Genomic DNA, 19,430 nt, shown 5'->3' with positions numbered 1-19,430 from the left:
GTGGTGTTTGGAAAGACAAGGAGCTGACGAGATGACAGCGATTGTGCGGGTCGACGACGAAGTCATCGGCGTCGAGGATTTCATTCGGGTCCTGAAGCTCACGGGACAATTCGAAGGACTGATCGAGCAGATCGTCCGGGACAAGCTGACGGTGCATGCGGCGAAGAAGCAGGGCATCAAGGTGTCGCCGGAGGAGGTCCAGGAGCGCGCCGATCAGTTCCGGCGCGTGCAAGGGCTGCACCGCGCGACCGAGATGAATCATTACCTGGATGTGCTCGGCGTCAGCCTCGATGAGTTCGAGGCGTTTATTACCGACGGCCTTTACCAGGAGAAGATGCTGGCCGAGGTGGCCAACGACAAGGCCGTCGACGCTTACTTCAAGCTGCATTCCCCGAAATTCGACAGCATCGAGGTGAGCCATATCGTGGTGGACGCCGAAGGCACGGCCAAGGAGCTGATCTCCTACCTGCAGGACGATCCCGGCAGCTTTGCCGAGATGGCGCGCGAACACTCCCTTGCGGACACGAAGGAGCATGGCGGCGCGATCGGCAAGGTTCTGCGCGGCTCGCTGAAGAGCGACATCGAGGCCAAGGTGTTCAACGCCGCCACCGGCGACCTGCTCGGGCCGTTTCCCTCCCACGATCGCTCCTTCTTCGAGATCTTCATGGTGAGCGCCAAGCATCCCGCGGTCCTGGATGCGGAAGTGGCGGCGGAGGTGCGCCGGCTCCTGCGTGAGGACTGGCTGATGGCCAGGTCGCAGGAACACGTGATCGAAGCGCGCTAGCCGCGAACCGAGAAACCTATGGAAGCCAGCCCCGACCTGCAGCCGCTCGCCGATTTTCTGTCGGGCGTGGAGATACTCTCGCCGTTCTCGCGCGAGGAACTGGAGCGGCTGGCGGAGCACGCGCAATCGCTTTCCTATGCCTTCGGCGAGACGATCTGCAGTGCCGGCGAAGCGGCCGACGGGCTCTTCGTCATCAAGGCGGGCTCGGTGCGCATCTTCAACGAGGAGAATGGCAAGGAGGTCAGCCTGGGCGTGCGCAAGGCGCGCGAGGTCTTCGCCGATATCGCCATGCTGCGGGAGTACCGGCACGAATCCTCGGTGCGGTCTTCCGGCAAGACCGAGCTGCTGTTTATCCCGCGCAGCGTGACCGAGCCCATGATCGCGCAGAACCCGGCGGCGATGGCCTTTGTCGCCAGCTACGTCGCTATCAGCTCGGCCGGTGGCTTCGTGGCGCGGCTGTTCGACCTGCGCGGCAAGCTCGACAAGAGCGAACTGGAAGAGGCCGTGCGCAGCGTCGGCGTCAAGCGCGTGTCCGAGGGCAAGGAGATCCTGAAGCAGGATGCCAGGGAGGACCGCCGCCTGTACGTGGTACGCCAGGGCGAGGTGCGCATCGTGCGCATCGAGGAGGGCGTCGAGTATCCGCTGGCGACCTTGCGCCAGGGCGACATCTTCGGCGAGCGCGCCTGCGTGATGCGCCAGGAGCAGATAGCCTCGGCCATGGCGGGCACCGATGTCAGGCTGCTGGTGATCCCGGAGAAGACCGTGCAGCTCATCCTGGAGCGCAACCCGAAGCTGCGCGAAGTGCTGGAAGAGCGCATCCGCTTTATCGACCGGGAACTGCACCGGCAAAAGAAGCTGGCGGAGCGGCGCAAGCATCCGGTCATGCTCGACCTGCGCTCGAAGCCGGAGTTCGGCGAACGGGTGATCCGCCGTTTCGCGATGGTCGAGCAGGCCGAGGAGATGGATTGCGGCGCCGCATGCCTGGCGATGATCTGCCGCCATCATGGCATTCCCATGACGCTGGGCAAGCTGCGCGAGCTGGCCAACGTGACCACGCAGGGCGCCACGCTGGACAGCCTGGCCCGCGCCGGCGAATCGCTCGGCTTTACCGCGCGCGGGGTGCAATGCACGCACGAGTCGCTGCTCGGCTTCGAGTTGCCGTTCATCGTGCACTGGGAGGGCTATCACTACGTGGTGGTCTATGGCGTATCGAAGCGCTGGGTATGGGTGGCCGATCCGGCCATCGGCTTTCGCAAGATGTCCGTCGACGAGTTCGAGCGCGGATGGAGCGGTACCTGCCTGCTCTTCAGCGCCAGCGAAAGCATGGCGCAACTGGCTGTGTCGCGCTCGCCCTGGCTGCGCTTCATCGGCTACCTGGCACCCTACAAAAGGATCCTTGCGCACTTGTTCCTGGCGACTTTCGTGATCCAGGTGCTGGGCGTGGTGCCGCCCCTGATCATCCAGAACATCCTGGACGGCGTGGTGGTGCACCAGAACGTCGGGCTGCTCAACCTGCTGATCCTGGGGCTGGTCATCTCCAATGTCTTCTCGCAGTTCATGAGTACGGTGCGGGCGTATCTCGCCAACTTCATGGTACGCAATATGGACTTTGCCATGATGTCGCACTTCTTCAAGCACACCATGTCGCTGCCGTTCTCCTTCTTCGCCAAACGCAAGACCGGCGACATCTTCGCCCGCTTCCAGGAGAACCAGACCATTCGGGCCTTCCTGACCGAGTCGACGGTGACAACGGCGCTTAACCTGCTGATGGTGTTCATCTACTTCACCATCATGTTTCTCTACAACGTCAAGATGACGCTGGTACTGATCGGCTTCGTGATCCCCATCGCCGCCCTGACGGTGGTGGCCACGCCCAAGGTCAAGGCGTATGCGCGCGAGGTGTTCAACACCTCCACCGATGCCAGGTCCTACCTGATGGAGACGCTGGGCGGCGTGGAGACGGTCAAAGGCATGGGCATCGAGCGGCCTGTGCGGCTGAAGTGGGAGAAGAAATACGCCAAGGCGCTGGAGTTGCAGTACAAGGCGCAGGCCTTCCACATCCTGGTGGGGCTGGCCAGCCAGCTGCTGAACGCGACGACCACCATCGCCGTGCTGTGGGTGGGCGCCAACCTCGTGCTGGAGCGTGAACTGACGGTTGGCCAGCTCATTGCCTTCAATGCCTTCATGGGCAGCGTGCTGGCGCCGTTGATGGGCCTGGTGGCATTGTGGGGCCAGCTCAACGATGCCGGCGTGGCGATGGAGCGGCTGGGCGATGTGCTGGACCTGGAGCCGGAGCAGAAGCCGGAAGACCTGCCTTCGCGCGTGATGCTGCCCGACCTGCAGGGCGAGATCAATCTGGAGGGCATCTATTTCCGCTACGGCGGCGCGGAGACGCCCTACGTACTGGAGAACATCAGCTTCAGCGTCAAGCCGGGCGAGTTGCTGGCCATCGTGGGGCGCAGCGGATCGGGCAAGACCACGCTGGCCAAGATGCTGGTGGGTTTCTATGTGCCGACCGATGGCAAGCTGACGGTGGATGGCTACGACATCGGCGTGATCGACAAGGAGTACTACCGCGCGCAGATCGGCTACGTGATGCAGAGCAACCTGCTGTTCTCCGGCACCATCGCCGAGAACATCGCGTGCGGGGACGACAGTCCGGACCGCCGCCGTATCGAGGAAGTCGCCAAGATGGCCGATGCCCATGCCTTCATCAGCAAGCTGCCGCTCGGGTATGAGCAGGTCGTGGGGGAGCGCGGCGTGGGCCTGTCCGGCGGGCAGATCCAGCGGCTTTGCATTGCGCGCGCGATCTATCACGATCCTCGCCTGCTTGTCTTCGACGAGGCGACCTCGGCGCTGGACACGCAGTCGGAGAGCAACATCCTCGGCAATATGCAGGAGATCCTGCGTGGCCGCACGGCCGTAATCATCGCGCACCGCCTGAGCACCATCATGCGCGCGGACAAGATCCTGGTGCTGTACGAGGGGGCCATTGTCGAACAGGGGAAGCATGAGGAGTTGCTGGAGCGCAAGGGCATGTACTACCAGTTGGTGCAGAAGCAGCTGAGCGCGGCTTGAGCGCGGCTTGAGCGCGGCTTGAGCGCGGCCGCAGGGCAACGCAGGGGGAGCGCGATATGAAGTTGTTCAACCAGGGTGGATCGGTCGGGTCCGCCATCTCCTATGCGGGGCTGATCGAGAAGATCGAAATCCTGCGCTCCACGCTGCGCTGGGCTTCCAAGCTCGAACGCACGGAAATCGAGAAGCTGCTCAAGCAAGCCACCACGCTGCGCGACGAAGTGATGCAGCTGTCGCACAAGGAGCGCTTTGTGCAGGCGGCGGTGGCCGAGCCGATGCCGGCGGATCTCGCGCCGCGAGAGCGCCGCCAGGCACTGCTGGAGCGCAGCTTTATCTTCGAGGGCACCTTCGGCGACAACCCGAAGCTGCTCGAAGCGCTGGAAATTGCCGAGAAGGCGGCGCCGACCGACTTGCCGGTGCTGATCGACGGCGAGAGCGGCACCGGCAAGGAGCTGATGGCCAAGGTGATCCACGCCAACGGATCGAGAACGGACAAGCCCTATATCTCGGTGAACTGCGGGGCGATTCCGGAGAACCTGATCGAGTCCGAGCTGTTCGGGCACAAGAAGGGCGCCTTCACAGGTGCGGCCAACGATCGCCGGGGCAAGTTCGAGAGCGCGCATACCGGCACCATCTTCCTCGACGAGATCGGCGAGCTGCCGCTGACCGGGCAGGTCAAGCTGCTGCGGGTGCTGGAGTCGCACGAAATCCAGCGGGTCGGCTCCGATGAGACCATTTCAGTCGATGCGCGTATCGTGGCGGCCACCAACCGGGATCTGCGCCGTTTGAGCGAGGAGGGCAAGTTCCGCGAAGACCTGTTCTACCGGCTTAGCGTGATCCACGTCACGTTGCCGCCGCTGCGCGAACGGCGCGACGAAATCGCCTTGCTGGTGGCGTATTTCGGCGACGAGGCCGCGGGCGTCTTGAAGCGCCGTCCCATCAAGCTGACCCCCCGTTTGCGCGATTTCCTGATGAACTACGCCTACCCCGGCAATATCCGCGAGCTGCGCAACCTGATGTACCGGGTCTCCTGCCTCGCCGGTGACACGGCCGATCTCGAACATCTTCCGCAGGATCTCCGGCCCAAGGCATCGGTGTCGGCCTCGGTCGCAAATGGCGTGGCAGCGGTGGTGGTGGATGCGTCGACGGCGACCTCGCTCAGCGAAGCCAAGCGGGCCGCCAGCGATGAAGCCGAACGCGCTTTCCTCGAGCGCGGCTTGCAGGAGGTAGGCGGCACCGTGGCGGAGCTGGCCAGGCGCTTCGACATGAATCGCTCGCACCTGCAGATGCTGTTGAAGAAGCACGGCATCCATTCGAAGGATTTCCGCCATCAGGCCGCGGCGCAGGGTGGCAAGGCGCGGTGAGCGGCAACGACGGCAACGACGGCAACGACGGCAACGACGGCAACATCTACAGCGCGGGATTCACCATGGTCTTGTCGGAGCCGTAGAGATCTTCCGCCCGGGCCACCACGGCCGAGATATTGTCGTGACCGCCACGGCCGAGCGCGGCAGTCACCAGCGCCTGGGCTGCCAGCTCGCAATCGCCGCAGGCTAGAATGCTGGCGATCTCCGCATCCCGCAGTTCATTGCTGAGCCCGTCGCTGCAGAGCAGGAAGAGATCGGCATCCGCTACCTCCACCCAGCTCTGGTCCAGTTCCAGCGTGGAGTTCGCGCCCACGGCGCGGGTAATGGTGTTATGGGCCGGATGATGAATGGCTTCTTCCGCCGTGATCAGCCCGCGCGCCTTGAGTTCTTCCACGCGGCTGTGATCGCGCGTGAGCTGCGTCAGGTGTGAATCCCGGTACAGATAGATACGGCTGTCGCCCGCCCACAAGCAGCCACAGAAGCGTTCGCAGGACATCAGCACTACCACCGTGCTGCCAATGCGCCGCACCTGCCGGCGCGCCGCTTCCGCCAGCAGTTCGCGATTGACTTCCTGCAAAGCCGCGCGCGCATCGTCCAGCAAGCCATCGCGGCTGCGGGGCGGGCCGAGGCGGGCCAGCGTCTCCACCACGAGATTGCTGGCGTAGTCGCCAACCGCATGGCCGCCCATGCCGTCGGCCACCACCCACAGTCCGCGTTCCGGCTGCGCGAGGCAGGCATCCTCATTACGCTCCCGTACCAGGCCGACATCGGAACGAGCGGCTGAAGTCCAGCGAAATTGCGATGCACAAGTCACGATCCTCTCCGGTGTACGGGGGAGCAGGGCGCTGCTGCGCCACGCTGTTGCCGGGGCAGGCAACGGCGTGGCGTACAGCGTGGGGCCGGACTGTGCGGCCGGCGGCGCGAGCCGCGCGCGGCCAGGTTACATCCGTCCGTCGTTCCTTGCTCCTTGTCCCGCTTGGACATTGATGTTCGCGCCCGGCGCCGAATTGCGAACGTCAATGTTCTGAAACTGGTTAACCATCTGTCCAGCATAGAAGCTGTTGTTGATCTCGTAAAAGTTGACGACAGGCATGGCGCCTGGCTGGGGCGGCTGGGGCGGTATATAGGGCTGGATCCAGCCGAATATCCAGGGAGCACCGCCGCCGCGGATGGCCGCCATTGCGCTGCCATCCAGCGTGCGGTTGTTGTGGAGGTCTCTGATGGTAAGCGCCGCCATGATCGGTCTCCGGTGCATGGGATGGATAAGGGTGGCTTCTCGCCATGCTTTACTAACGCAAAGCGCGTGCCAGTGAGTCGTCCATGGCTGCGCGCCGGCCGTAACTGCCTGATTTCACTGGGCTTGCCGTCGCCCAGGCGGCGTAGTGGCGGCGTAATGGCGGCGCAGCGTGCGTGCCGGCCGGGCCCCGGCGCGTTGTCGTTCCCCCAACATCCCAGGCCTTGTGGTGGGTGCAAACCACCACAAGGCACCCCAAGGCCATGGTCCGGTTGCCTGGCCTGCCCACTTGAGCGCGGAGACAGGGCGGTTCGCGGCTCGCCACTTCGTGCCTCATCCGCTTTCTCCCTTCCGCATTTGCTGCGATGCAGGCCGCATGCCGGTTTGATGGCATGCCACCAACATAATCGTCCGCCTGCTGTTGGTTCGGCTCCGACGCTTTCTCTTTCCCTGGCGCGCTGCATCACCCGCAAGCCCTTGCATTGCCTGGGATCATGGCAGGTGGCACGGTTGATGCGGATGCCATGGCAACGAAGCAGGCAATGCCTGCTGCCAGCAAACAGATCGAGACCGCCATGAACCATCAACATCAACTTCAGGAAGAGGCCAACGATGCCGATCTGCCTCTGGGCGCGCACCTTGTCACGGAGCGCCGCGGCTATGCCCATCACGGCATCTACATCGGCGAAGGCAAGGTGGTTCACTACGCGGGCTTTGCTGGCGCGCTCCACTGGGGCCCGGTGGAAGAAATCACGATCGAGGCGTTCGCCTCTGGCCACCCGGTCACGGTGAAGGCCACCCCCCATGCCAGGTATGTCGGCCTCCAGGCCGTCGAGCGCGCCCGTTTCCGTCTCGGCGAAGACAACTACCGCCTGCTCACCAACAACTGCGAGCACTTCTGCACATGGTGCCTGCTTGGCGAAAGCCGCAGCGAACAAGTGGAAGCCTGTCTGCATCATCCGTCGACGGCCGTGCGCACTGTCGTCACGCTGTTCAAGACGCTCCTCGAAACCGAATGGAAGGGCGAGCACCTCGGTGCCCGCGCCGCTTAAGCACGACAAGCCAAGGAGAGCGCCATGCAAACCGCCAAGATATCCCTGCGCGGGCTGATCGACAAATGGCTGGGTGCAAGCCGGACCGCCCCCGCGCGCATCACGCGCGTGCGCAGCGCCAGAGCTGGCCGCAGCGGCTGCGTCCGGGTGGATGTGGCGCGCCCGTCGGGTCAGTTGTCGATGTTCTTCTTTCGGCACGACGACGGGTGCTGGTGCGTATTTCCCCCCGCGCTCAGGGTGGGTTGAGGCTGATGCGTGGCCGACAGGTACATGCAGAAGGTCGATCACCGCGAAGCCAATGTGGCCATGGCCCTATTGGCAAGAGGACGTATCCATCTATGATGGCTTCATGTCCCGCGTAGAGGAGTGGCAACATGGAGCGACAGTTCGAATACGGCGGCTATGCGGTGGTGGTCCGCGCGGTGGCATCGGCCAACGGCGGCTTCACGGCGCAGGTCGTCATCGCCGACACATTCGGCGAAGCCCCGCAACCCTCGTTCGAGGAAAACGCCGGCGTCGCGCAGACGGAGGAAGCCGCCATCGCCCTGGCTGAAGCCGCCGCCATGAGAACGATCGATGCGGGGCAGGTCAATTAGTCGGGCGATGGGGGCCAGTGCTCAGCTGCCCTGAGCGGCCCGCCTTGAAGCGCAGGGGCTGCGGGATTGCGATTTCTTGCTGACAATGTTAATTGTATGGTGCATTCATACGGTGGTTGATTGTATGTACATATGGATTGCCTTTGGATGTCTGTATACGAGAGAATTCTGGCTGTACCAGTCTGACGAGATTCGGTTCTAAAGTCTGTCAGCGTCGTTTCGAACGATTGCTCCCGTGTGCGTGGGAGTGAGCACCGACTGCGGCGTGGATGATTTTTTATTCGAGATATTTAAGAAATACATGTATCTACAGTTAATTGCCTCCGCTCTGCTGGCAATCTATTTTTCGTCTGCCGCGGCGTTTGAGATTGAGCCCGGCATGCAATCGGCAAACCTTGTAAGAGTTGAAGGAATCGTCAAGGCGACCGAATCCGATCTCAAAGAGTATACAGGGCCGGATCTGGCAAAACCGTTGCTTGCGGAGAGTGAGCGTATCTACCGGAATTTTGTTTTTGAGGATACTGGTCCACGATATTCTGTGCCTCGGCGGGACAGGGCATTGTTTTACGGCAATCCCGGTTTGTGTGACACCATGGTGGTTGTGTTGCGAAAGTTACTCCCAAAGACTGTCATTGTTCATTCGCTGAATATGGTGGCGCCGTTTGATGCGCCGAACAGCGGTCTGGAATATGGACGGAATTTTATTAATCGTGGGCATACCATATCTGTTGTTATTACCCCGCATGGTCAAGTGGCGATTGATCCAACGTACGGTTTCATTCTGGTGACGAAAGGTGACTTTTTTAGAAAAGAAACCTTCGAAAAGCTGAATTATCGGATTTTTACGATTTTTAAGAAACCATTTGACTACAAGGGGGATCGTAGCCCAGGAAATGGGGCGGCGTTTTACGCCAATCTTGGGTTGCCTGAGGGAGCGGTGGCAAGAGGTGGCGGTCGATTAATTGTCAGGATGCCGGTGGTGGAGGTTGGGGTGAGAGGAGGGGCGGTAATCGGCCGGGCCGATAAAACCAATGATCAGATCACGAAAATCTACGGTGGTTGGGCCAATCATATTGGTTATTGGTATGAACCAACAACGCACATCTGGCGGTTCCGTATAAAAAAACGGGGGAGCTATAGGGTCACTTTCGGTTTGATTGGTGAGGGGAAGGTTAAAAGTGAGGTGCTAAGACGGCCGCTATCGGTAAAGATTGCGGTGCGGAGTGTGAACGCGAATGCCAAGCTTCTTTCTCCCGAGAAAATTGTGACAGATAATGACGCGTTGGGCGTCGTCGTGCACGCGGAGGAGGGGAACGTTGGTATTGCGATATCGTCCGAGACGGTTTCTTCCCGTCTGCTGGACTATATACGTGTAGAACCGTTGGCGTCGTGAGTTAAAGGTGGTTTGGAGTGAGGAGCGGATTTGGGGATTTGGGTGCAGGGGCAATTCACCAGTTTCGACTTTAGCTCTTCGTGCACCCCTGGGCGGGTTCCTTTCCCCGTTTCATAAGCCACGCCGCCTGCCGCCTATCGAAGGTCTTGACCTCGTTGTACACGACCTTCCCGCCTTGCTTCAGGCGGATCTGGGCGGTGTACCCTATACTCTTGCCCTTCCTTTGTCGCTGCGTAATGGATCCCATGCGTTCCGGTGCAAAAAATAGCATGGAATGGGCCTGAACAGGCACTAGCGAGACTGCAGGCAAACTACCGTAGAACCCAGTACTGAAGCCACTTCCCAATGAAATCAACGCCTAGGAGAATATCGGTTGCGCCGATGATGGATTGGACGGACCGTCATTGCCGTATGTTTCACCGGCAGCTAAGCCGCCATACCTGGCTCTACACGGAGATGGTGACTACCGGTGCGCTGCTTCACGGCGATGTGGCTCGCCACCTGGACTTCAATGCGACCGAGCAACCCGTGGCGCTGCAACTCGGAGGCAGCGAACCCGCCGACCTCGCAGCGGCGGCGAAGCTCGGCGAGCAGTGGGGCTATGTCGAAGTCAATCTCAACTGCGGATGCCCTTCCGAGCGGGTCCAGCGGGGCGCGTTCGGCGCGTGCCTGATGGCGGAGCCGGAATTGGTGGCGGATTGCGTGAAGGCGATGCGCGACGCGGTATCGATTCCGGTGACTGTCAAGCATCGCATTGGCATCGACACCATTGAACACTACGATTTTGTCCGTGACTTTGTCGGCACAGTGGCCGATGCGGGGTGCCAGACCTTTGTCGTGCATGCACGGAACGCGATCCTCAAGGGGTTGAGCCCAAAGGAAAATCGCGAAATCCCGCCGCTGCGCTACGAAGTGGCTTACCAGCTCAAGCAGGAATTCCCGCAGCTGGAAATCCTGATCAATGGCGGTATCGTCACGCATGACGAGATGGACGAGCACCTGGCGCATGTGGACGGCGTCATGATCGGGCGCGAAGCCTACCACCAGCCCTATGTGCTGGCCGAGATGGATGTCCGTTTCTACGGGGCGCAGACCCCCGTGCCTTCACGGCTGGACGTCGAGCTGGCGATGCAGCGCTACATCGGGGATGTGGTCGAGCAGGGTGGCTATATGGGGGCGGTGACGCGCCATATGCTGGGCCTGCATCGTGGGATCCATGGTGGTCGTGGCTGGCGGCGGGTTTTGTCGGATGCCCGCCGCATGCATGCCGTGCGTACGCGCGCGGCCGTCGATGCGCTGTTCGAGGAGGCGCGCGCGCATCTGCGGCAGGGGAGCGAGCTGGTCCATGAAGCGCCATGAGCGTGTGCGGGCGCTTGGCCCTGCGCGGGGTGGAGCGATTCCTCTAACTTCGAATCCCCTTTTTATGCGTTAGGGCAGCGAAGGGCTGCGACACGCATCTGGTTCTCGCGCTGGACTGCTTTTCCGCCATGGCAAAGGGATTCCCCTAATTAGGCAAGTGGCCGCAACTTCTTACACTGTCCCTGCCCTCGAATACAGGGTTTTCTTCAACTGATTGTTAAGCCCGCCTTGTGCGGGCTTTTTTTCGCCGCAACCATGACATTCCGATCGACCGCCTGCGCAAACGCATCGGTCAGCCGCTGATAGGCCAGTTCCTTCATCAAGGCGCGTGGTGAGACTCCCCTGCGAATTGGCATGGTCGATCCCTTGACCGGCGTTTATGCTGCAGTGGCACAGAATGAAGTGATGGGCGCGAAGCTTGCCGTCCAGCAGATCAATGCCAAGGGCGGCATCCTCGGGCGACCCATCGAGCTTTTGGTGGCATTTCATTACGCCGGACTACGCCTTTGGCCACACCCTGCAAAAGGCCGCGGCGGCCGATCTGCAGAAGCTTGGGGGCACGATCACCGGCAACGAGCTCACGCCGCTTGGCACCACCGACTTCTCCGCCTATCTGATCAAGGCGCGCGCCGCTAATCCGGACGTTCTGCTGGTACTGCCGCAGGGCGCCGACATGGTCAATTGCCTGAAGCAGATCGCGCAGTTCGGCATCGCCAGGCAGATGCACGTAGCCGGGCTTCAGCAGGAGCTCGAATCGCTTGAGGCCATGCCACCGGAAGCGCGCGTCGGCATCTGGATGTTCGAGTGGTACTGGAAGCAGCCGGGTGTCCCGGGCGTCGACAAGTTCGTCGGCGATATCCGCAAGATGAACGGCGGCAAGGTTCCCACCGCGCGCCATTGGTTCGGCTATACCTCGGTTCATACCCTCGCCGCCGTCGCCAACAAGGAAAAGAGCCTCGATGCGAGAAAACTCGCCGAAGCGCTCGCCGGCATCGCGCTGGCGGACGACGTCAAGCTACAGCCCAACAAGTGCTACTACCGCAAGGGGGATCACCAGCTCATGACGTCGTCCTTCGTGGGAGAAGCGCTGTCCAGGCCCGCCGGCGATCCCGAGGACCTGTTTCGCGTCGATCACGTCATCGCGGGCGACATGACCGCGCCACCGGAGAGTGCGACCGGGTGCAAGGTGCGGTGGCCCGCCTGATCCTGCAGGTAACAGCCGCACGGTAACGCCGGACGCCGCTCCCATGACCATGACAACCATGCCTGGAAAAACGGCGGCGCGTGCCGCCCAACGCAGCCCGGGCACGGCGGGCATGAAGGCGTGAGCCGGTAATGATCCAACTTCTCCTCTTCAACATCACAAACGGCCTGATCATCGGCGCGTTTTACGTGCTGATGGCGCTTGGCTTGTCGCTCATACTTACTCAGCAGTCCCAAATATATGCGACAGAAGGTGCCTCGAAGAATGATCGAACCAGGCTGCGTTTCTTCTGCAATCCTCGCAGTTGTTGCTCGATGCGGATCTCCAACCTCTCGCCGGCGCGCAGTGGGTTGCGAGCCACGCCGGTGCGCTTGACATGACTCCACACCAACTCGTCCGGATTTAAGGTCGGGTGCGTAGCCCGGAAGGAAGTGCAGCGTCAATCTACCGCTGGTGGAATCGACATACTCGCGCACGCATGCCTTTTTGTGCGCGGGCAAACCATCCACCACAAGATGTACCGGCTTGCGCCGTCCCTTCATCATCTTCTTGAGCAATTTGACGAACAGCTCCGCGGTAAGCGCTCCTTTGTATGTCGCAAACCAGAAGCCGCCCTGGGCGTTGACCGCAGAGGCGGCCGAGATGGATTGGCGCTGGCCGGGGCGCTCAATCACCGGGCTCTGGCTCTTGGGCGCCCACGTCTTGCCGTGCACCGTGTCGGCGCGGAACCCCGATTCGTCCCAGAAATAGATTTCCGCTGCGCCGCGGGGGGCGCAGCGGAAATCATGCGTCTACGAGCACGATTTGCTCAGGCGCGAACCGCGGCCCAGCTTCGGCGTATGATCGCGCTCGCTGCGTCGACCAGGCCGGCCAGGATGAGCATGGCGATGATCACCGAGCACGCCTGGGCGAGATGAAAGAGGGAAAGCTCGTAGTACAGCATCTGCCCGAGCCCGCCGGCGCCGACGAAGCCCAGGATTGCCGCCATGCGGATATTCGTTTCCCATCGATATAGTGCGTAGGCTACGAACTGCGGCTGAACGCAGGGGAGCGTGCCATATACGAAGGCCAGCGCGGGGGACGCCCCACTTGCGATCAACGCTTGTGCCGGGGCGGTCGGCGCATTCTCCAGTGCTTCGCCGAACAGGCGCCCGAGCACCCCGGCGGTGTGCAATGCCAGGGCAAGGGTGCCGGCAAATGGCCCGAGGCCGACGGCGAGCACGGTGAGTGCCGCCCATACCAGTTCAGGCACCGAGCGCAACAGGTTCAATATCAGGCGCGATAGCGCCCGCGGCGCATCCCCATGACGGCCGGAGGCAGGCAACGCCAGGACCAGGCCAAGGACCGCAGCGCATAGCGTGCCAACGGCGGAGACCGCAAGCGTTTCGAGCATGCTCCTGGCCGTCCTGGCAAGGAATCCGGCCGACAGATCGGGGGGAAAGAAGGACAGCAGGAAGCGCAGCATCTCGCCGGCGGCTTCCATGGAGAAGAGCCGGCCGAGATTGAGCGAGAGGTAGGCAAAGCTGCCCGACACCGCGACCGCCACGGCGATCACGGTGAGCAGGCAGCGCATGCACAACTGGGCGGCTTTGGCTTTCTCCGACATGACCTACGCCAACAGTTTGCGCAGCCGCGCGCTGATCGCATCGGCCAGCAGGACCAGCAGTACGAAGACGGCCAGGATCGTCGCGGTTTCGCCGCCATTGAGCAGCTTCATCGCCTGGTCCATCAATTGGCCTAGCCCACCGGCGCCGACGAAGCCCATGACCACCGAAGCCCGGATCGCGCACTCCCAGCGATAGACCGTGTACGAGACCAGTTCCTGCGCCGCATTCGGCAGCAGCCCATAGAGCAACGCCACCAGGCGTGCGCTGCCGCCACCAAGGAGCGCATCCACCGGGCGCCTGTCGCTGGATTCGAGGATTTCCGCATAGACTTTCGCCAGCATGCCGCCATAGGTGATGGCGAGTGCCAGCACCCCGGCTGCCGCCCCCAGGCCGAGGGCGCGCACGAAGAGCAGTGCCCAGACCAGTTCCGGCACACAGCGCAGGAGGAGCACCAGGGCCCGCACGCCGATGCGCAAGGCCGCGCGCGGGATGCGACCGGGGCCCGGCCCGATGCGAGAGATCGATAAGCTGCTCGTCATCGCCACGGCAAGAGGCGCGGCAACAACGAAGGCGAGGGCGATTCCCGCCGTGGCGATCGCCAGCGTCTCCAGCGTGGCCTTGACCACATGGCCGAGAAACTCGGCCGAAACCTCGGGGGGAAGAAAGTTGCGCAGAAAGCCGCCCATCACCGTGAGGTTTCCTGCCTCGAACAGTGCCGACGGGCTGAACTGGGCAAGCTTCAGCAGGGGCCACAGCAGAAGCAACGCAAAGGCCAGGGTGCTCGCCCGGCGCAGCGCCTGCGGATCACGCGGATGGGCAGTCATCGGCACGCTCTGGGCCGGTCACCGCCTGCCGCACTGGCGGCCATGACCAGGGGCTGGGTGCCGCCTTGCACCGGCGGCGACTCGCTCTCGGAGGCATAAAGCTCCCGCAGCAGGACATCGGTGACGCGCTCGGCCGGCAGGTCGAACGCAATCTCGCCGGACTTGAGCCCGACAATGCGGGGAAACCAGCGCAGGGCAAGATCCACCGCGTGCAGGCTGGCGATCAAGGTCACCGTCCGCGTCGTCGCTTCCTTGCTCAGCTCGCTCAGGGTGAGGTTGGCCAGCACGGGGTCCATCGCCGAGACGGGTTCGTCGGCCAGGATCAGCTCGGGGTGCTGGTATAGCACGCGAGCGACACCCACCCGCTGGAGCTGGCCGCCCGACAATTGGTCGCAACGGTCGAACAGGCGGTCGGCCAGGTCGAGGCGGGCGAGCTGTTCGTTAGCGCCGGACAGGTCTGCCGGATAGACCAGCGAGAGTATCGATTTCCAGGCAGGCCAGGCGCCGAGGCGGCCGGCCAGGATGGCAGTGACCACGCGCTGCCGCGGCGGCATTGGCGGCGCCTGGTGCACCATGCCGATGCGGCAGCGCAAGTGCCGCAGGCGTGCGGCGGACAGCGTCCAGGGGCTTTGCTCCAGCACCGCGACGCGGCCCTCGTCCGGCCGCAGCGAAGTGGCGAGCAAACGCAGCAGGGTGGTCTTGCCGGCTCCCGACGGCCCGATGACGGCGATGCGCTCGCCTCGGCCCGCCGCGAGCGCGATCTGGCTGAGCGCGCGCTGTCCGTTGGGGTAGCTGACGCTGGCGGCGTCGAGCCGGAAGCTCACTTGATCAGGCCGGCGGCGCGGGCCGCCTCCTCGATGCCGGCATAGTTCTCCGGCCGGGTGGGAATGTACTTGGCAGTCCGCTGCAATGCCATGATCTCCCGCTGCTCGGGATTGGCCGGGTCGAGGCGGAGGAACGCCTCGGTCAGCTTCTTGCGCAAGGCCGGGTCGAGGCCGCCGCGCACGGTCCAGTTGTAGTCGTAATAAGGCGGCGTGACGGCGAACACCCTGACCTTGCCGGGATCGACCTTGTGCTGCTCCACCAGCTTGTCCCAGACTGAGGCATTGAGCACGCCGGCGTCGGCCCTGCCGGCCTGGACGAAGGCGACCGTCGCATCGTGGGCACCCGAATAGGCGACAGTCTTGAAGTCCTTGTCCGGATCGATGCCGGCCTGCAGCAGGAAGTGGCGCGGCATCAGGTGGCCGGAAGTCGAGGACGGCRCGCCGAAGGCGAAGGTCCGGCCCTTCAGGTCGGCCAAGGACTTGATCGCGGGATTGGCGGTGATGAATTTGCTGGTGAATACGGCATCTTCCTGCCGCTGAACGATGGGAATGGTGGCGCCTTTTGTCCGGATCTTGCTCTGCACGTAGGTGAAGCCGCCCAGCCAGGCCATGTCGATCTTGCCCGTCGCCAGCGACTCGACCACGGCGGCGTAGTCCGTGACCGGCACGAATTCCACCTTCATGCCGGTTTCCGCCTCCAGGTATTTGCCGAGCGGCGCGAACTTGCGTTGCAGTTCGGTCGGTGCCTCGTCGGGAATGGCCGAAACCTTGAGAACCGGCTGGGCACTCGCGAGGCCAGCCAGGCCCGTGAGGGTCAGCGCGGCGAGGCACTTCAGGATACGCGGGAAGGCAATGGGAAACATGGTAGTGAGGTATCGAGGGATTGGGATGATGATGGCGCGCAAGGCGCCTATACTACCGCGACCCGGGATGGCCCCGTAGCCATTTCGCCGATCCACGGCGGGGCGCCGGATTATTTCTGTTTCAAGGCGTCGGCGACAAGTTTAATCACTTCCGCCTGTTCCCGCGCCGGCGCGAACAGCGGCGCCCGGCGCGCGCACTGCTGCCGCAGGCGGGACAGGAAGCCGGCATCCCGGCTCGTCCGCTCGAGCAGTTGCGCTAGCTGCAGGGCGTCACCCGGCGGGAAATAGCCATCGTAGTCACGGCCCAGCATGCCAATATTGCCCGGGATGCGGCTGGCCAGCACCGGCACACCGCTGGTGACGGCCTCGATGATCACGTTGGCGCCGCCCTCCATCACGCTGGAGATGATCATCGCCTGCGCCTGCCGGATGCGCCGCCGCGTTTCGGCGTGCGGCAGGCTCCCCAGCCAGACGTAGCGCCGCACCCCCGGCCACGCGTGTGCCTGCAGAGCCTGTGCGGCTTGCCGGTACTCGTCGTCGGGGGCGTCGCCGATGTGCACCAGGCGCGCGCGCGAATCGTCAGGGAGCAGTTCCAGGGCCCGCATGGGCGTGAGGGGATCCTTTTCCGCCCGCATGTGGCCTGCCAGTACGACATCAAAGGTTGGCAGCTTGGCCGTTTCCGGCGCACACGCCGGGGCGGACTGGTAGATGACACGGCACTTGGCGCGATGTTCGTCGGCCAGTTCGACGAGCCCCTCGTCCTGCAACACCACCAGGTGGGTGGCCAGATCCAGGGAGCGCCGCGCGGAGGCATCGCTGCGGATGTCGCGGTACAGATCCGTTCCGGTCAGCACCACCACCAGCGGACGACCCGGGCAGGTGTCGGCAAACCTGGCGATGGTATCGGCCGAGCGCCGGGCGTGCAGGGCGATCATGCAAGCGGGCAGGGCGTCGTGCTCGCCGGACGGCGGCCACTCGGCGGCCAGCACGACATCGTAGTCCGCGCGCAGGAAATGGGACCAGCGATTGGCGGTTCGCCAATTGCCGTTGTTGGCTTTCCGGAGTGCCGGGCTGATAATTGCCAAGGTGACCTTGGGAGGGCGCATGACGATGGGAGCTGAGGGCGTCGTGGCAAGAAGGATAAACAAGTTCGAGCTGGATGTGGCATTCGCCGATGCGCATCGGCGCACCTGGGCCATCCTGCAGGACTTGTCGCCGTCCCAATGGCGGGTTCCCTATGATCCGGGGATCAACCCGCCGTTATGGGAGTATGCCCATATCGCCTGGTTCACGGAGTACTGGGTACTCCGGGATCCGCGGGTCGGCCACGGCGGCAGATTCATTGCCACGCGCTCGTCGCTTCTGGCGGACGCGGACCGCTGCTTCGATTCCATGCGCGTCGCCCACCAGGACCGCTGGCGTCTCGCGCTACCCTCGCTCTCGCAGATACGCGACTACGCGGGCGCGGTGCTGGAGGGCGCTCGCAGCAGGCTTGCCGCAGCGCAGGACAGCGACGACGCGCTCTATTTCTTTCGCCTCGCCTTGTTTCACGAGGATATGCACGCCGAGGCGTTGACCTATATGCGCCAGGCCCTCGACTATCCCTTGCATGCCCCGCTTGGCATGCCGCCCGTCGATCGCGGAGCCGGCGAGGCAGCGGCGCCAGGCGATACGTTCCTGATGGGGGCGACGGCGAGCGACGGATTCGTGTTCGACAACGAGAAATGGGCCCACCCGGTTCGGATTGCCCCGCTGCGCATCGACCGCCAGTGCGTCAGCAACGCGGCGTTCGCTGAATTCGTTGCCGCGGGCGGCTATGGCAATCTGCGCTGGTGGTCTGACGAGGGCCGGGCGTGGCTCCAGCAGAGTGGGCTCAGCCATCCGGCGCGGTGGCGCCAGTCGGCGCATGATGCGCGGGGGCGATGGGAATGGCGCTGGTTTGGGCAATGGGGGCCGCTTCCGCTGGACCAGCCGGTTTGCCATGTCAATGCCTATGAAGCGGAGGCCTTTTGCCGCTGGGCCGGCAAGCGGCTGCCCACCGAAGCGGAATGGGAGTACGCGGCGAGCCGCGAGCTGATCCGCTGGGGAAGTGAAGTCTGGGAATGGACGGCCGATCCTTTCCTGCCCTATGCGGGATTTTCGGTAGACCCCTACCAAGAATATTCGGCGCCCTGGTTCAAAACGCATCGCGTAGTCCGCGGCGGATCGTTCGCCACCCATGAACGTATGCGGCATCCCCGCTATCGGAATTTCTACATGCCGCAACGCTGCGATATTTTCACTGGATTCCGCTGCTGCGCTTGATTGCCATTTTGTACGGGCGACATCGGTAGAATCGTGAACATTGACCTCGGACATGGCATTCATCGCTGAATAGGGCGAGCATGCGGCCGGGGGGCAGGCCAGTGCTAGCGCGAGGGCAGGGCTAGCGCCGCAGGACGCCTTATTCAGCCGACGACGAACCAATGCAGCAGCAATGCGGCAATGGCGGGGCATGCCAGGACCAGCCCACCCAGAGCCGGGAATCGCTGCGACCACATACCGATCAAGGCAGGGATGGCGGCAACCGCGCCGAGGATGTGTATCAGCAAGGACAGCAGGGTGTCGGGCTGGTCGCCGTTTGCAGCTTGCGGCGCGTCGCTGCCGCCGTACTGGCCGAAAAGTCCATAAGCGCTGCCAAGCAGCAGCGCGATCAGGCAAAGCGTGGCAGCCAGCTTGAAGCTGAGTTTTGTGCGTGACGACTGCATCGATGTCCTTTCCACTTGGATTGATGGCCTCTTGCCTGGCGAGGAAGGGCGCTTGGCGCATGTCTAGGATGCAAGTGAAGATAGCGCAGACGGCAACCAGTCCAACTGAGACTTTTCTAAGTCAGAGTTAAGCCGAGGCGTGACGATTGGCACGCATGTGCTGGGGGTCTACGTGGCAAAGCACGCCTGGTGGCAATGATCTGAGGCCCATAAGGCGCTTGAATGTTGGTGTCAGGAACCTTTGCGAAAACGCTTGCCAGGACCGAATGGGTCCCTTATAGTTCGCCCCCTCGCAACACGAACACCGGGCGGCAACGCAGACGGGACAAGGGTTGCGGGGGTTGGCAGGGTAGTTGGCGGCGCCGCAGGCGCGGCGAACGGAAGTCAAAAAACCTGTTGACGAAACGCGGATTGCTCTTCATAATCTCGTTTCTCTGCTGCGGACAACGCAGCGACGCGGTAAGCAAAGCGAACCGGGTGCCGTTCTTTAACAAACAAACA

General features: G+C 63.0%; 17 protein-coding genes and 2 pseudogenes. 10 read left to right on the top strand and 9 right to left on the bottom strand.

Annotated elements, in window-relative coordinates; all coding sequences use genetic code 11:
* Positions 1-31 precede the first annotated feature (31 nt).
* The 3 genes from AC1DQ3_RS20890 to AC1DQ3_RS20880 are packed head-to-tail and all read left to right on the top strand — an operon-like array spanning position 32 to position 5,223.
* Positions 32-784, top strand: a complete 753-nt coding sequence (locus tag AC1DQ3_RS20890) for a peptidylprolyl isomerase (RefSeq protein ID WP_477122058.1) — start codon at positions 32-34, stop codon at positions 782-784.
* An 18-nt stretch (positions 785-802) separates the two neighbouring features.
* Positions 803-3,862, top strand: coding sequence for an ABC transporter transmembrane domain-containing protein (locus AC1DQ3_RS20885; RefSeq protein ID WP_477122057.1), 3,060 nt, complete (start codon positions 803-805; stop codon positions 3,860-3,862).
* Positions 3,863-3,918: 56 nt separating this feature from the next.
* Complete coding sequence (locus AC1DQ3_RS20880; RefSeq protein ID WP_477122056.1) at positions 3,919-5,223, top strand: sigma-54 interaction domain-containing protein; 1,305 nt, start codon at positions 3,919-3,921, stop codon at positions 5,221-5,223.
* 46 nt (positions 5,224-5,269) lie between these two features.
* On the opposite strand, the gene AC1DQ3_RS20875 is transcribed toward AC1DQ3_RS20880, so the two are convergent.
* Positions 5,270-6,040, bottom strand: coding sequence for a PP2C family protein-serine/threonine phosphatase (locus tag AC1DQ3_RS20875; protein WP_477122055.1), 771 nt, complete (start codon positions 6,038-6,040; stop codon positions 5,270-5,272).
* A 126-nt stretch (positions 6,041-6,166) separates the two neighbouring features.
* The gene (locus AC1DQ3_RS20870) at positions 6,167-6,463 is read right to left on the bottom strand and encodes a hypothetical protein (RefSeq protein WP_477122054.1); all 297 of its coding nucleotides are present in this window, start codon (positions 6,461-6,463) and stop codon (positions 6,167-6,169) included.
* Positions 6,464-7,035: 572 nt separating this feature from the next.
* Between AC1DQ3_RS20870 and AC1DQ3_RS20865 the strand changes: the two genes are divergently transcribed.
* The 6 genes and pseudogenes from AC1DQ3_RS20865 to AC1DQ3_RS20840 form a co-directional block, all read left to right on the top strand.
* On the top strand, positions 7,036-7,512 hold the full coding sequence (locus AC1DQ3_RS20865) for a lecithin retinol acyltransferase family protein (protein WP_477122125.1): 477 nt from the start codon (positions 7,036-7,038) through the stop codon (positions 7,510-7,512).
* A gap of 24 nt (positions 7,513-7,536) precedes the next feature.
* Complete coding sequence (locus tag AC1DQ3_RS20860) at positions 7,537-7,758, top strand: hypothetical protein (protein ID WP_477122053.1); 222 nt, start codon at positions 7,537-7,539, stop codon at positions 7,756-7,758.
* Positions 7,759-7,886: 128 nt separating this feature from the next.
* On the top strand, positions 7,887-8,108 hold the full coding sequence (locus AC1DQ3_RS20855) for a hypothetical protein (protein WP_477122052.1): 222 nt from the start codon (positions 7,887-7,889) through the stop codon (positions 8,106-8,108).
* Between the two features lie 247 nt (positions 8,109-8,355).
* A complete protein-coding gene (locus AC1DQ3_RS20850) occupies positions 8,356-9,501 on the top strand; it encodes a hypothetical protein (protein ID WP_477122051.1) in 1,146 nt (381 codons plus the stop codon).
* Positions 9,502-9,846: 345 nt separating this feature from the next.
* Positions 9,847-10,860 (top strand): tRNA dihydrouridine(20/20a) synthase DusA, encoded by a 1,014-nt coding sequence (gene dusA, locus AC1DQ3_RS20845; RefSeq protein WP_477122050.1) that lies wholly within the window; start codon positions 9,847-9,849, stop codon positions 10,858-10,860.
* 306 nt (positions 10,861-11,166) lie between these two features.
* A pseudogene (locus AC1DQ3_RS20840) lies at positions 11,167-12,064 on the top strand (ABC transporter substrate-binding protein); the annotation flags it as partial.
* Positions 12,065-12,287: 223 nt separating this feature from the next.
* Here the strand turns inward: AC1DQ3_RS20840 and AC1DQ3_RS20835 are convergent.
* From AC1DQ3_RS20835 to senB, 6 genes and pseudogenes are all read right to left on the bottom strand, one after another.
* A pseudogene (locus tag AC1DQ3_RS20835) lies at positions 12,288-12,822 on the bottom strand (IS630 family transposase); the annotation flags it as partial.
* A 50-nt stretch (positions 12,823-12,872) separates the two neighbouring features.
* The gene (gene phnE, locus AC1DQ3_RS20830) at positions 12,873-13,670 is read right to left on the bottom strand and encodes a phosphonate ABC transporter, permease protein PhnE (RefSeq protein WP_477122049.1); all 798 of its coding nucleotides are present in this window, start codon (positions 13,668-13,670) and stop codon (positions 12,873-12,875) included.
* 3 nt (positions 13,671-13,673) lie between these two features.
* Complete coding sequence (locus AC1DQ3_RS20825; protein WP_477122048.1) at positions 13,674-14,495, bottom strand: PhnE/PtxC family ABC transporter permease; 822 nt, start codon at positions 14,493-14,495, stop codon at positions 13,674-13,676.
* Positions 14,492-15,319, bottom strand: a complete 828-nt coding sequence (locus AC1DQ3_RS20820) for a phosphonate ABC transporter ATP-binding protein (protein ID WP_477122047.1) — start codon at positions 15,317-15,319, stop codon at positions 14,492-14,494. Before AC1DQ3_RS20820 ends, AC1DQ3_RS20825 begins: the two co-directional genes overlap by 4 nt.
* Positions 15,316-16,182, bottom strand: a complete 867-nt coding sequence (locus tag AC1DQ3_RS20815; RefSeq protein WP_477122046.1) for a putative selenate ABC transporter substrate-binding protein — start codon at positions 16,180-16,182, stop codon at positions 15,316-15,318. Before AC1DQ3_RS20815 ends, AC1DQ3_RS20820 begins: the two co-directional genes overlap by 4 nt.
* A gap of 110 nt (positions 16,183-16,292) precedes the next feature.
* Positions 16,293-17,288, bottom strand: a complete 996-nt coding sequence (gene senB / locus AC1DQ3_RS20810) for a selenoneine biosynthesis selenosugar synthase SenB (RefSeq protein ID WP_477122045.1) — start codon at positions 17,286-17,288, stop codon at positions 16,293-16,295.
* Here senB and senA point away from each other — a divergent pair.
* The gene (senA, locus tag AC1DQ3_RS20805) at positions 17,209-18,486 is read left to right on the top strand and encodes a selenoneine synthase SenA (RefSeq protein ID WP_477122044.1); all 1,278 of its coding nucleotides are present in this window, start codon (positions 17,209-17,211) and stop codon (positions 18,484-18,486) included. The two genes, senB and senA, sit on opposite strands and share 80 nt — an antisense overlap.
* A 143-nt stretch (positions 18,487-18,629) precedes the next feature.
* Here the strand turns inward: senA and AC1DQ3_RS20800 are convergent, their stop codons facing one another.
* Positions 18,630-18,929, bottom strand: a complete 300-nt coding sequence (locus AC1DQ3_RS20800; RefSeq protein WP_477122043.1) for a hypothetical protein — start codon at positions 18,927-18,929, stop codon at positions 18,630-18,632.
* Positions 18,930-19,430 lie beyond the last annotated feature (501 nt).

Source organism: Cupriavidus sp. 01T418 (assembly GCF_056398885.1).
Note: the sequence above shows the minus strand (reverse complement) of the source record. Positions and strands in the feature narration are given on the sequence as shown.